Below are 12,683 nucleotides of genomic sequence, written 5' to 3' on the forward strand. Positions count from 1 at the left end.
GCGCTGTCGTACGTTCCTGGGATGACCAGTGAGGAGCGAGCATGACGACGAGTGAGTCGCAGGCCCGGGAGACCGGCGCCCCGGACACCGACGGCCCCGTGGTGCGCACCGCCTCCGGCGCGGTGCGCGGCCGCACCGAGCAGGGCCTGTCGGTGTTCCGGGGCATCCCCTTCGCCGAACCCCCCGTCGGCGCGGCCCGCTTCCGGGCCCCGCGCCCGCCCCGCTCCTGGGACGGCACCCGGGAGGCGTACGCGTTCGGCCCGCCGCCCCCGCAGGAGCCCGGCCTGCTGGCCCGCGCGGCCCTCCCGCCCACCGCGCAGGACGAGGGGTGGCTCACGGTCAACGTGTGGACCCCCGGCCCGGACCCGTCCGCCGCCCGCCCGGTGATGGTCTGGATCTACGGCGGCGCGTTCAAACTGGGCCACGCCGGCCAGCCCGGCTACGACGCGCAGCACCTGGCCCGCGAAGGCGACGTCGTGGTCGTCACCTTCAACTACCGCCTCGGCATGGAGGGTTTCGCCCTCTGGGACGGCGCACCCGCCAACCGCGGCCTGCTGGACCAGGTGGCGGCCCTGGAATGGGTGCAGGAGAACATCGCCGCGTTCGGCGGCGACCCCGCCGAGGTCACGGTCTTCGGCGAGTCGGCGGGCGCCGGCTCCATCGCCTCACTGCTGGCGATGCCCCGGGCCCGGGGCCTGTTCCGGCGGGCGGTGGCCCAGAGCGTGCCCGGCACGTTCTTCTCCGCCGACCTGGCCCGCGACATCGCGGCGGCCCTGGCGGCGGAGGCGGGCCGGGAGCCCACGGCGGCCGACCTGGCGGCGGTGGACCCGGGGCGGCTCGCCGAAGCGGGGGCGGCGCTGGGCACCAGGATGCCCGCCCACGCCGCCCGGTGGGGTCAGGTGGCCCCCACCACCGTCCCCTTCGCCCCGGTCGTCGACGGCGAGGTCCTCCCGCGCACCCCCTGGCAGGCCCTGGCCTCCGGGGCCGCGCGGGAGGTGGAGCTGCTCGTCGGCCACAACCGCGACGAGTACCGGCTGTTCCTGATCACGGCCGGCCTGCACGGCAAGATCACGGACGACCTGGCGAAAGCGACCCTGCGGCTGTACGCGCCGGGCGGCGAGGCGGGGGAGAAGGCCTACCGGACGGCGTTCCCCGGCGCCACCCCGGAGCAGCTCTTCGAACGCGTCCAGACGGACTGGCTGTTCGCGTTGCCGAGCCTGCGGCTCGCGGAGGCCCAGCACACGGGCGGCGGCCGTGCCCACGTCTACGAACTGACCTGGCCGGCCCCCGGTGGCGGAGGCCTGCTGGGTGCCTGCCACGCCCTGGACATCCCGCTGCTCTTCGGCACGTACGGTGCGGACCTGGGCGGCCTCGTCTTCCCCGGCGGCAGACCCACACCGGAGGCGGAGCGCCTCTCCGCGTTCATGCGGGGCGCCTGGACGTCGTTCGCACGCACGGGCGACCCGGGCTGGCCGGCCTACGACCCGGACTCCCGCCTGGTGCAGATCCTGGACAGGGAACCGACGACGGGCCCGTACCCGGAGGAGCGCAGCAGGCTGATCTGGGAGGGGTACGACTTCCTGCCCTCGCCCCTGCTCGGCTGACGACGGCTACAGATTGCCCATGGGCTCGATGTCGACGTGCACGGGTGTGCCCCACACCCGCAGCACCTCGTAGTCGGTGAACTCGTGCACGAGCCGGTACGCCATCGCCGGCCGTGATCCGCGCCGCTGGGCGGCGAGATACGCCTCGGCCTCCCGCCGGTCCCTCCTCGGAGTCCCGCACAGCTGCCACTCCTGCCCGTTCCACGCCTCCGGCAGCCAGCGCTGCTGCGGCTGGGGCCGGTCGGCGCGCACGCCGTACCGGGAGGGCGCGGTGGGCACCGGCTGCGCCGGACCCGGCCGGCCCTGGAACTCCGACCGCCGGGCCGCGCGCCGCCGGGTCTCGCAGAGCAGACACAGGTCGGGCGCGCTCTCGTCGACGGGCCCTTGTGGATGCTCGGCGCACCGGGTGCTCGGCGCGCTGGAGGCGACGCTCTCGTCCAGCAGATCGAGTGCCCTGCGCAGGTCTGCCTTGATCTCGTGCAACCGGGCGTCCGGCGTATCGGCGGTCACCGCCTCCCCGTGCTCCCCGAGCAACCGGAGGGCCCGTCCGAGAGCGGCGAGCTGGGCGTGGTTCATGATCGGTCCGCCTAGTCCTTCAGTTTCTCCGTGTCCAGTGTGATGCCGACCGGCGGCGGCAGCTCGACGGTAGCGCCCCACGGGCAGGAGGGGGACTGTGGCCGGCGGCCGTCCTTCGGCGCTTGGCGTTCGGGGCTCGGGTTTCGGGCGGTCCTAGGATGGGTCCGTGTTGCCGACGCGACTGATCGATGTGCTGCAGCGCTTCAACGCCGCTCACCCCTGGGATCACAACGCCCACTTCCACCCGTGGCTGCTGCGGCAGTTGCCCCGACGCGTCGGTACCGCCCTGGACGTGGGCTGCGGCAGCGGGGACCTGGTCCGGGTGCTGGCGCGGCGTGCGGAGTCGGTCGTCGGGGTGGACGCCGACGACGGGATCCTCGACAGGGCGCGGGAGCTGACGGGCGCGGACGTCCCTGTCACCTACACCCGGGCCTGCGCGCCGCACGACCTTCCCGCCGGGCCGTACGACGTCATCACCTGTGTCGCCGTACTGCACCACCTTCCCTTCACCGAGACCCTCGGCCGGCTTCAGAAGGAGCTGGCGCCGGACGGCACACTGGTCGTCGTGGGGTGTGCGCGGGACGCGCGGGCCGTCGATCACCTGCTCGGACTCGTCTCCGTAGCGGTCAACCCGCTGGTGGGTTGGGTGAAGAACCGGGGGCGGGCGGTGTCCGAACGGCCGGTCTCCATGACGGCGCCGGTCCGCGACCCCGAGATGTCCTTCGCCGAGATCGCCCATGAGGCCCGCCGCCTCCTTCCCGGCGCTCGGCTGCGGCGTCGGCTCTTCTGGCGCTACACGCTGGTCTGGCGCGCTCCTGCCGGTCCGGCGCCCACGCGCTGAATCCGGCCTGTGGGTGATGAACCGGCGTCCATGGCGCACCAGCGGCTGCCGGGCAGGTGGTGCACGAGGCAGAATGTGATCACGTGCTGGACGAGGGGGCGGCCTTGAGCGATATCGAGTTGACGTCGGCGGTTCGGGTCCTGAGGGACGAACTCGTGGCAGCTGCGGCTGCCGCGGACACGGAGCGGATCTCGTTCGAAGTCCAGGAGGTGTCCATGGAGTTCGAGGTGGAGCTGCGTGCCGAGGCCCGGGCCAGGGCGGGATTCAAGGCCTGGGTGGTGTCGGGGGACGGCGAGGGCGGCGTGAGCAGAAGGCGTACCCATCGCGTAGCCCTGACCTTGCGCCCCAAGGACGCGGGGTCGGCGAACGGGACGGTGGAGATCGGCAACGACGCACTGTCCGACCTGAGCGCGTTCCGTCCGGGGGCGGGTGGTTGACCGGATCGGCGAACCCATGTCGTCTCTCGTCAAGCACCGTGTGGCGCTGGTCTCCGCCGATCGCCAGGGCAGTGGCTACCTGTTGTCCAGCCGCCTCGTACTGACCGCGGCCCATCTGCTCGGCACGAGGAAACCCTTGGCGGCCGTACCCGGAGGTACGGGGCCGCAGCCGTGCACGGTCGTGTGGCAGCGCCGCGACGAGCATGCCGACGCCGCATTGCTGCTCGCGGACGCCGACCTGGTCGAGGAAGGGATCGCCCGTGGTTTCACCCGCGTGGTGTGGGGAGGCATCGACACGCTCGAACCGCTGCCGGCATGCCAGGCCATCGGCTATCCGCACGCCGCTCGTCTCGGTGGCGGTCCCGATACGGAGCAACTCGTGGGCACCCTCAAGCCCGGGTCATCGCTCATGCGGGGCAGGTATGTACTGGACAGCGTCCATGGCGCGCCCTCACCAGGCGATGGACCCTCACCGTGGTCCGGTATGTCGGGCGCTGCCCTCTTCGCCCGCGACTTCCTCGTCGGAGTGGTGTGCGGTGACCCGGTGGCCTGGGCGCACGGGCGGGTGGAGGCTGTGCCCGTGCAACGGCTCCTGGACGACACCGGGTTCGGCGGACTCGTGGAGCGGTACACCGGGGCCCGGCCCTCGCTGACGCCGGTCGGATCCGTTCCCCCACCCGCCGCTGACCACCTCAAGTGGGAGCCGATCTCGGTTGCGGACCCCATAGCTCTGGGCTGCCACCGTGTGCCCGAGGCGGCCGGTCTGCCCGAAGTGGTCGACTACGTGCCACGCGACATCGACCAGGAACTCCGCGGCAGGCTCCGGCTGCTGGCCGGCAAGGGCGGCCTCCTGCTGGTCACCGGTGATTCGGCGGCCGGGAAGACACGTTCGTTGTTCGAGGCGACCCGGGCCGAGCTGGACGGCTGGTCGGTGTGCCGTCCGGACCCGGACGCGGACTTGGCCGACGCGGCCGCTTCCGCAGCCCGGCAGAGCGGACGATGCGTTGTGTGGCTGGACGATCTGCAGATGTACCTGCGGCCGGACGGCCTCACGCCGCGGCTGTTGGACGAACTCGAAGACGTCAGGTGCGTGGTGCTCGCCACCATGCGGTCCGAGTACCACCGGGCCGTGGTCGCCGGAAGTCCGGCCGCGCTCGGTACGGCCGGCACCCAGGCGCCGTACTCGTCGGCGCGTGTCGTCCGCCGCGCCGCGCGCATCAGCCTCGGCCGCGTGTGGAGCGAGGCCGAGCGCGGCCGGGCTGCGGAGCGACAGGATGCCGACCCGCGCCTCAGACACGCGCTGGCCGCCGACTCGGTGCACGGGGTGGCCGAGTATCTGGCCGCCGGACCACAGCTGTGGAATCTGTGGCAGGAGGCCGCGGAGGTCAACGGCAATCCGCGGGGCGCGGCCCTGGTGGCCGCGGCGGTCGACCTGGCTCGGACGGGCCTGCGGGCGGCTGTGGAACGCGAAGCGCTCGTCCGTCTGCACGAGTACTACCTGGAACAGATGGGCGGAGCCGCGCTGAGGCCGGAGCCGATGGAGGACGCCTGGGCGTGGGCCACCCAGGTCATGCTCGGCGTCACCAGCCCCCTGATCCCGGCGGGCTCCGACCGCTGGCGGGCCTTCGACTACCTGGTCTCCGCGAAGGCGCGGCGGTCGGGACGTGACGGAGTCCCCGACATGGTGTGGAGCGCGGCCGCGGCGCTGGCCGGGGGTTCCGACTGGGAACTGGTCTGGATGACGGCAGTGGCCGCCGACCGGCTGGACGTGGCGGTGACGGTCCTGACCGCCCCGGCCGAGGCCGGCGACCTGAACGCGATGGTCAACTTGGGCGGGGTCCAGCTTCGGCTGGGGAGGACGGCCGAGGCCGAGAGCTGGTGGACCAGGGCGGCGAACGCGGGGGACGGAACAGCCGGGCACAACATGGGCTGCCTGCGCATGCGCGCCGACGATCTGCCGGGAGCCCACGCGTACTTCCGTGCCGCGGCGGACGCGGGGTGCCTCGCGTCACTGGGAGCGCTGGGAGAGGTGGCGAGCGCGCTCGGTGACGAGGAGGAGGCGGTCAGATGGTGGCGTGAGGGCAGCGAGCGCGGGGATTCCGGCAGCGCGTTCCGCTACGCCCAGTTCCTGCGCGAGGACTGGCGTGAGGACGAGTCCATCGAAGCGCTTCGCAGGGCCGCAGAGGGTGATCATCCTCTGGCCGCGCTGGCATACGCCGGTGTGCTGCTCTGCCGCGACGACGGGGAACGCGCGAACACGTTCATCGGCCGGGCCTATCAGGAGGCACGCAAGGACGCCTTGCTGACAGGAAACACGGGCAGTGTGCTGACCGCTGCCGTCGCGTCCATGGCTCTGGGAGACCTGGACGGCGGGCGGAGCTGGGAGGAGAAGTTCGTCGAGGAAGGAGGGGAACTTCCCTGGCGCGTCATCGACCGGGCGGAGGCGGAGTCGTCCGGTCTTCGCGCGTTGGCTGTCGACCACGGCACCTGGGACCGGTTGGGCGAGGACGAAGTCCGAAAGATCATGACCTGCCTGTGGGCGGGTGACTGCATGGACTGCGGCCATCCCCTGGGCGACGGGATCCCGGCGCTGCACGTGGACGAGATGCACCCGAGCACGACCGCCGGGCTGTACCACTTCGGTATCTGCCGCTATCCGGGCTGGAACGACTCGGCGCTCATCAATTTCGTCTCCGGAAGCACGATCACCTGGGCGACCGCGGCCCTTGTGGCCGGGCACGGCACTCCCCAGGCCGTGACGGTGGTCGTCGTCAATCCGTCCCTGGAGCAGGTGTGCCTGGAACGGGACGCTTCGGGCGGCTGGCGCCTGGCGGCGCCGACCCTGCACACCCCGCTTGCGAAGCTCGCGCCGTTCGAAGCGGGCGGGCCCGTGCGGGTGGTCCCGGACGGTGCTTCGCCGCTGGCGCGTGTCGTGGGCGACGAGTTGTACATCACGACGGGCGTGGAGACGTGGTCGATCGGCTTGGAGGACGCCATCGCGGCTGAGATCCACCGGCGCGGGGGCTTCGCCCTTGTGCTCAGCCACGGCCTGCAGGGGGCACCGCGCCCGGACACGAACGTCATGGCCGCCCTGCGGGCGCCTCGGACGCTGGGCGGCTGGATCAAGCTGAGGCAGCCGGGGCGCCCGACAGGGTGACATGGCGCGATGTCGTCGGCGGTCCAGTGGTCACCGGCGCGCGCGGACACGGCCGGGGCAGCGGCGAGGGCCGGGCGGGTGGTGGTGGCCGGGGTGGCGGCGAGGGCCGGGCGGGTGGTGGCTGGGGCGGCGGTGAAGGTCGGGTGGGTGGTGGTGGCTGGAGGTGCGGCGAGGGCCGGGGCCTCTTCGGCATGGCGGGGAAGAGACCGGCCGGGGCCGTGTGTCATGCGGGTGCGGTTGTCCGGCGCCGGCGCGGGAAGCCGAAGAGGTAGGTCGCCGCGAAGCCGACCGCGTATCCGGTCAGGAGTCCGCCCGCGTAGATCGCCGCCGCGACCGCCGGGCCCCGGTTCCCCGCCAGCAGCGGGAACAGGGCCCACCCCGACGGTCCGATCGCCGTCGCTCCCACCCGGGTGCCGAGCATCGCGAAGAAGCCGACGAACGCCCCGCCCGCCGCGCCGCCCGCACAGGCCGTCAGGAACGGCCGGCCGAGGGGGAGCGAGACGCCGTAGATCAGGGGCTCGCCGACGCCCAGCAGCCCGGCCGGGAGCGCCGAGCGGATCGTCGTGCGCAGGGAGACGTCGTGGCGCAGGCGGATGTACACCGCGAGCGCCGCGCCCACCTGGCCCGCGCCCGCCATGGCCAGCAGCGGGAGCAGGACGGTGTAGCCCTGCTGCTCGATGAGGGTGGTGTGGATGGGGATGAGGGCCTGGTGCAGGCCCAGCATGACCAGCGGCAGGAAGAGGCCGCCCAGGACGAGTCCGGCCGCGGCTCCGGCGGTCGCGAGGAGCCAGTTCGCCGCCGCGCCGATCGCCGACGCCACCGCACCGGCCGCGTACATCAGGCCGTACAGCGTCACCAGTCCGGGGACGAGCACGGTGAGCGTGGGGGTGAGCAGGACGTCCAGGGCTCCGGGGACCCTGCCCCGGCACCACTTCTCCACCCGCGTCGCGAACCACGCCGCCGCGAGCGCGCCGAGCACCCCGCCCTGTCCGGGCGCCAGGTGCGTCCCGAACGCCGTCACCTTCGCCACGCCCGGATACACGACGACGGCGGCGACCGCGGCGCCGAGGACGGGGGTGCCGCCGAACTCCCTGGCCGTGTGGTGGCCGACGAACACCGCGATCAGCGCCAGGAAGGCGGAGGCGATGGCGGACAGGGCGGGGGTCAGGCCGGGCAGCCAACCGGCGTTGACCAGCAGACCGTTGAGTCCGGCGAGGACGCCGCAGCCGATCAGGGCGGGGATGAGCGGCACGAAGACGTTCGCGACGCGCCGCAGGGCGGTCTTGAACGGGGTGGCGTTCCGCCGCCGCAGCTCCTCCTTCAACCGGATCCCGTCCTCTGCCGCCCCGGCCCCGCGGTCCGCCGCCTCGTCCTCCTTCTCCGGCGACCGTGCGCCGCCCCCCGGGCGCCCGGCGGCCACCTGCGCCTCCACCTCCGTCGTGACCTCGGCGACCACCCCGGGGCCCAGGACGATCTGACAGGTGGGGCCGTCGGACACCACCCCGAGGACACCGGGCAGGGCACGTAGCTCCGCCTCCCCCGCCGCCGCCGGGTCGGCGAGGGTCAGCCGCAGGCGGGTCATGCAGTGGGCCACGGAGGTGACGTTGGCCGGGCCGCCGACCCGGGTCAGGATGGCGGTCGCGGTGGAGGCGGGGTCGTTGCGCACGCCCCGAGCGTGCGGGTCAGCGGGCCGTGTGCGCCAGCGCGGCACGCAGATGGCCGCCGGACTCCTCCAGAAGGCGGGCGGCCGTCGGGCCGTCGACACCGGCGAGCAGTGTCAGGATCGCGTTCTTCACCTCGCCGCCGGACTCGGTGAGGGCCTTCTCGATCTCCTCGTCCGAGGCGCCCGTGGCGAGGGAGACGATCCGGCGGGAGCGGGCCCGGAGTTTGTCGTTCGACGCGCGGACGTCGACCATCAGGTTCCCGTAGGTCTTGCCGAGCCGGATCATCGTGATCGTCGACAGCATGTTGAGGACGAGCTTCTGGGCCGTGCCGGCCTTCAGCCGGGTCGAGCCGGTGACCAGCTCCGGGCCGACCACGACCTCGATGCCGTGCTCGGCCGCCGCCGCGAGCGCGCTGTGCGCGTTGCAGGCCAGGCCGATGGTCAGCGCGCCCAGGGCGCGGGCGTGCTCGACGGCACCGATCGCGTAGGGGGTGCGGCCGGAGGCGGAGACACCGACGACCGTGTCGTCCGGGGAGGCCTTCAGGGCGTCAAGGTCCTGGCGGGCCAGCTCCTTGGAGTCCTCCGCGCCCTCGACGGAGGTGACCATCGCCTCCGGGCCGCCCGCGATGAGGCCGACGACCCGGTCGGGATCGGTGTTGAAGGTGGGCGGGCACTCGGAGGCGTCCAGCACACCGAGCCGGCCGGCGGTGCCCGCGCCGGCGTAGATCAGCCGCCCGCCGCGCGCCATCCGTTCCGCGAGGGCGTCGATGGCGGCGGCGATCCGGGGAAGCTGGGCGGCGACGGCGGCGGGCACGCCCGCGTCCTCACCGTTCATCAGGCGGGCGATGTCGAGGGTGGGCAGACGATCGATGTCGGCCAGCTCCGGCCGGAAGGCTTCGGTGGTCAGGGAAGCCAACTGACGACGCAGGTCAGAGGAGGTCATGGGGGGTGGCTCTCTCAGGTCTGGGTGCCGTTGCGCGTGCTGTTGCTCACCCGAGGTGATTCACCTGGGGTTGGTGCGGTGCCGATGAGCCAGCGCCTCGTACGAGGCGGCCAGCGCGGGCGCCGCCGTCTCGTAGGTCCGCTGGGCCACTCCCACGAACAGGCAGTCCACCACGAGCAGTTGACTCGTCCGCGAGGACATCGCGGCCGGTCTCAGCTCGCTCTCCCGTGAGGTGGACGTGGTCAGTACGTGGTCGGCGTACTGGGTGACCGGCGAGTCGGGCCGGCCGGTGACGGCCACGGTCGTCGCCCCGTGTTCGAAAGCGACCCGCAGTGGCTCGATGACGTCCCCCGTCGAGCCGGAGTGGGTGATCGCGATCGCCACGTCGCCGGAGCGGAGCTGCACCGCGTTGGTCACCGCGAGGTGCGGATCGCTGTGGGCGTGGGCTATGAGGCCTATGCGGAGCAGCTTCTGGGTGAGGTCCTGGGCGACGAGCCCGGACGCCCCGATGCCGTACACATCGGTACGCCGGGCGCCGGCCAGCGCGCCGACGGCCGCGCCGAGCTGGGCGGTGTCGAGGCCTGCGGCCGTGTCGGCGAGGGTCTGCTGCTCCTCGTAGGCGAGCTTGGCGACGACGTCGGCGATGGGGTCGTCCACCGCGATGTCGGTCGTGATCGCGGGCGCGCGACCCGACTGCTGCTGCGCGGCGAGCCCGGCGAGGGCGAGGCGCAGATCGCGGTAGCCGGGGTAGCCGAGCAGGCGGGCGGTGCGGACGACGGTGGCCTCGCTGGTGCCGGTGAGTTCGGCGAGTCCGGTGACGGTCAGGGCGGCGCAGCCGGCCGGGTCGCCCGCGACGGCCTCCGCCACCCGCTGCATGGACCGGGTCATGGAAGGGGCGAGGGTGCGCACCTTGGCGGCGAGGGAGCCGCCCGGACTGCCGAAAATTTCCTTCACGTCCTGGGTCACGAATGAAAGATATTTTCGGTTCGGCGTCGTGGTCAAGAGTGCGCACAATGAGTTCTATGGAACCCATCAGTCCTCTTGAGCAGGCCCTGCATGCCGCGCGCGCCCTCGTGCTGGCCGACCTCGTCGCGGGCCAGGTCGCGGAGGCGGACGTGGTGTCGCTGGTCGAGGACTCGGTCGTGGAGCGGCGCTGGTGGGTCGAGCAGTGGCCGGACGGCGCGGCCTATGTGGCCGGGCTGGTCGCACAGGACGTCCAGGACGCGCTGCTGGAGCGGTACGGCCGCTGGCCGCTGTGCCCGGTGTGCGGTTCCGGCGACCCGCACGCCCTGGACGTGGAGCCCGAACTGGGCCCCGACCCGCACTGGGTGTGCGCCAAGGCGGGGGTGAGGGTCGCGGCCGTGGGCTCACTGGGGACGGCCACGGGCGGAATGACCTCGTCGTGACGCTGTACATCGACCCGCCCGCCTGGCCCGGACACGGCCGCATGTGGTCGCACCTGGTCAGCGATGTGTCGTACGACGAACTGCATGGGTTCGCCGAGCGGTTGGGCGTGCCCCGGCGGGCCTTCGAGCGCGATCACTACGACCTTCCGTCGCACCGGTACGCGGACGCGGTGGCCGCCGGGGCGGTGGAGGTCAGCAGCCGCGAGGTGGTGCGGCTGCTGACGGACTCGGGCCTGCGCCGGCGCAAGGGGCTCGTTCAGCGGCGCAGTTCGTAGGCCAGCTCCCCGCCCGTGTCGCCCTCCTCGCTCACCCGGACGAACCCGGCCCGGCCGAGCACGGCCTGCGAGGCGGTGTTGTCCCGCTCGACGGTCGCGAAGAGAGAGCCGACGTCCTCACGGGCCAGCGCCCAGTCGGCCAGGGTGCGCAGCGCCTCCGTCGCGTACCCCTGGCCGCGGGCGCCCTCGACGAGGTCGTAGCCGATCTCCACCCTGCCGTCCTCGTCCGGGACGCCGTGGAAGCCGATGCCGCCGACCGCGCGGCCGTCCTCGTGCCGGACCAGTGCGAAGACCCCGAACTCCGGGCGGTGCACGCCGGCCTCGTACGCCTTCAGCAGGAAGGAGGCGGCCTCCCGGGTGCCCTCGTACGGCCCGCCGTCGAGCCAGCCGAAGCCACCGTCGCCGCCGAGCCGCAGATCATCGGCGGCGGCCGGGCGGACGCCGACCAGGGTGACGCGCTCGGCCGGGATGACGAGGTTGTTGTTCCAGCGCCACTCGGTGACCGGGGCGCGGCCGGGCAGCTCACCGCGACCGGTGGCCCACAGCAGGGTCGGCCAGGGCGCGGGGCCGGGCTGGACGTGCGGGAAGAGGCAGGCCAGGAGGGATGCGACGAGGTCGGCCGGCGGCTCGTAGCCGATCCCCAGCCCCTCGGCCATGTCGTGCGTGTGCAGCAGCACCTCGGCGATGCCCATCGCCGCGAAGCCCTGCGCGTCGGCGCTGCGGAAGGGGTAGGGGTGGAAGGCGCGGACACCGGGCGGGGCGGTGCGGACGGCGGCGGCGAGCAGCGCGCCGGTCGTCTCGATCACGTGCAGCAGACCCGCGTTGTCCGTGCCCTCGTCCAGGGTCAACTCGAAGGGGACGTAGCCGTCCTGCGCGCGTCCGGCCAGGTTGGCGGCGTAGGCGATCAGATCGTCGGCGACATGGACCGCGGTGGCATGGCAGTCCCACTCCAGCCGCCCGGCCCGTACGGCACCCCAGTCCCGGTCGACCGCCTGGCGCAGAGCCGCCGTGCAGCCCGCCACGGCCTCGATCACATCATCCCCGTTTATCTGTCGCATGGGGCGAACCCTAGGGGGCGCCTTGCCTCAGGTCGACAGCATTTCCAGCTCGCCGGAGAGGTTGTGGCGGGCGGTGGCCTCCCAGTGTTCCCGGCCGTACGGGGTGCGGAACAGCCGGGGCAGGTCGAGGAGTTGGCGGAGAACCGCCGAACGCCCTTCCCGGAAGGCGTCGTTCGGCACGAAGTGGTACTCCGCGCGCACCTCGGCGGTGTAGGCGGCGTACGCCGACGGGGGAGCGGCCAGGATCGCGAGGTCGGCGTCGCACAGCACCTGGCCGTCACGGTCGTCGTCGGCCGGGTCGTGCGTGGCGGTGAGCCGGACCAGCCGGGCCACCTCGGCGGTCCTGTCCTGCGGGACGCCGGCCTCGGGCAGGGCGCGTTCGGCGAGGCGGGCGGAGCGTTCCTCGTTCGTCGACCGCTCGGGCAGATAGACGGCGTCGTGGAACCAGGCGGCCAGGCGTACGACGTCCGGGTCGGCGGCGTACCTCTCCAGTGCGTCGATGTGGTCGAGGACCGCCGCCAGGTGCTCGACGGTGTGGTAGCGGCGCTGCGGCTCCTGCCAGCGGCGCAGCAGGGCATCGGCGTACCGGTACGGGTCCGGGGCGCAGGAGTCGTCGTCCCGTGCCGCGAGCAGGGTGCGCAGCCAGCGGGAACGCAGGTCGTCGAGGTCGGCCATGCCGCCATTCTCCCGCCGGCGACCGCGGCGGGAGAACGGGGGCGGGTG

Annotated in this window: 12 protein-coding genes; 6 read left to right on the forward strand and 6 right to left on the reverse strand. The window is 73.2% G+C overall.

Annotation, left to right across the window (positions count from 1 at the left end):
- Positions 1 to 41 precede the first annotated feature (41 nt).
- A complete protein-coding gene (locus tag ACWC94_RS00840) occupies positions 42 to 1,604 on the forward strand; it encodes a carboxylesterase/lipase family protein (RefSeq protein ID WP_450794182.1) in 1,563 nt (520 codons plus the stop codon).
- 6 nt (positions 1,605 to 1,610) lie between these two features.
- Here ACWC94_RS00840 and ACWC94_RS00845 read toward each other — a convergent pair whose 3' ends face one another.
- The gene (locus ACWC94_RS00845) at positions 1,611 to 2,180 is read right to left on the reverse strand and encodes a hypothetical protein (protein ID WP_450794183.1); all 570 of its coding nucleotides are present in this window, start codon (positions 2,178 to 2,180) and stop codon (positions 1,611 to 1,613) included.
- Positions 2,181 to 2,349: 169 nt separating this feature from the next.
- Between ACWC94_RS00845 and ACWC94_RS00850 the strand changes: the two genes are divergently transcribed.
- The 3 genes from ACWC94_RS00850 (at position 2,350) to ACWC94_RS00860 (ending at position 6,615) form a co-directional block, all read left to right on the forward strand.
- The gene (locus ACWC94_RS00850) at positions 2,350 to 3,021 is read left to right on the forward strand and encodes a class I SAM-dependent methyltransferase (protein ID WP_450794593.1); all 672 of its coding nucleotides are present in this window, start codon (positions 2,350 to 2,352) and stop codon (positions 3,019 to 3,021) included.
- Between the two features lie 83 nt (positions 3,022 to 3,104).
- Entirely contained in the window at positions 3,105 to 3,458 is a 354-nt protein-coding gene (locus ACWC94_RS00855; protein ID WP_450794184.1) for a trypco2 family protein, read from the forward strand.
- Between the two features lie 16 nt (positions 3,459 to 3,474).
- The gene (locus ACWC94_RS00860) at positions 3,475 to 6,615 is read left to right on the forward strand and encodes a S1 family peptidase (protein ID WP_450794185.1); all 3,141 of its coding nucleotides are present in this window, start codon (positions 3,475 to 3,477) and stop codon (positions 6,613 to 6,615) included.
- Positions 6,616 to 6,838: 223 nt separating this feature from the next.
- Here the strand turns inward: ACWC94_RS00860 and ACWC94_RS00865 are convergent, their stop codons facing one another.
- Genes ACWC94_RS00865 through ACWC94_RS00875 form a run of 3 tightly spaced genes read right to left on the reverse strand, consistent with a single transcriptional unit; the run spans position 6,839 to position 10,187 of the window.
- Positions 6,839 to 8,281, reverse strand: a complete 1,443-nt coding sequence (locus tag ACWC94_RS00865; protein ID WP_450794186.1) for a PTS transporter subunit EIIC — start codon at positions 8,279 to 8,281, stop codon at positions 6,839 to 6,841.
- Positions 8,282 to 8,297: 16 nt separating this feature from the next.
- Complete coding sequence (gene murQ / locus ACWC94_RS00870; protein ID WP_450794187.1) at positions 8,298 to 9,221, reverse strand: N-acetylmuramic acid 6-phosphate etherase; 924 nt, start codon at positions 9,219 to 9,221, stop codon at positions 8,298 to 8,300.
- Between the two features lie 60 nt (positions 9,222 to 9,281).
- Complete coding sequence (locus ACWC94_RS00875) at positions 9,282 to 10,187, reverse strand: MurR/RpiR family transcriptional regulator (RefSeq protein WP_450794188.1); 906 nt, start codon at positions 10,185 to 10,187, stop codon at positions 9,282 to 9,284.
- Positions 10,188 to 10,243: 56 nt separating this feature from the next.
- On the opposite strand from ACWC94_RS00875, the gene ACWC94_RS00880 reads away from it, so the two are divergent.
- Together ACWC94_RS00880 and ACWC94_RS00885 are read left to right on the forward strand one after the other, a co-directional pair.
- Complete coding sequence (locus ACWC94_RS00880; RefSeq protein ID WP_450794189.1) at positions 10,244 to 10,627, forward strand: hypothetical protein; 384 nt, start codon at positions 10,244 to 10,246, stop codon at positions 10,625 to 10,627.
- Positions 10,624 to 10,902 carry a DUF4031 domain-containing protein gene (locus tag ACWC94_RS00885; RefSeq protein ID WP_450794190.1) on the forward strand — a complete coding sequence of 93 codons (279 nt, stop codon included), beginning with the start codon at positions 10,624 to 10,626 and terminating at the stop codon, positions 10,900 to 10,902. Before ACWC94_RS00880 ends, ACWC94_RS00885 begins: the two co-directional genes overlap by 4 nt.
- On the opposite strand, the gene ACWC94_RS00890 is transcribed toward ACWC94_RS00885, so the two are convergent.
- Both ACWC94_RS00890 and ACWC94_RS00895 read right to left on the reverse strand, forming a co-directional pair.
- On the reverse strand, positions 10,884 to 11,960 hold the full coding sequence (locus tag ACWC94_RS00890) for a GNAT family N-acetyltransferase (protein WP_450794191.1): 1,077 nt from the start codon (positions 11,958 to 11,960) through the stop codon (positions 10,884 to 10,886). The two genes, ACWC94_RS00885 and ACWC94_RS00890, sit on opposite strands and share 19 nt — an antisense overlap.
- A 27-nt stretch (positions 11,961 to 11,987) precedes the next feature.
- A complete protein-coding gene (locus tag ACWC94_RS00895) occupies positions 11,988 to 12,635 on the reverse strand; it encodes an HD domain-containing protein (RefSeq protein WP_450794192.1) in 648 nt (215 codons plus the stop codon).
- Between the last annotated feature and the right edge of the window lie 48 nt (positions 12,636 to 12,683).

It is taken from the genome of Streptomyces sp. NPDC001135 (assembly GCF_053598395.1).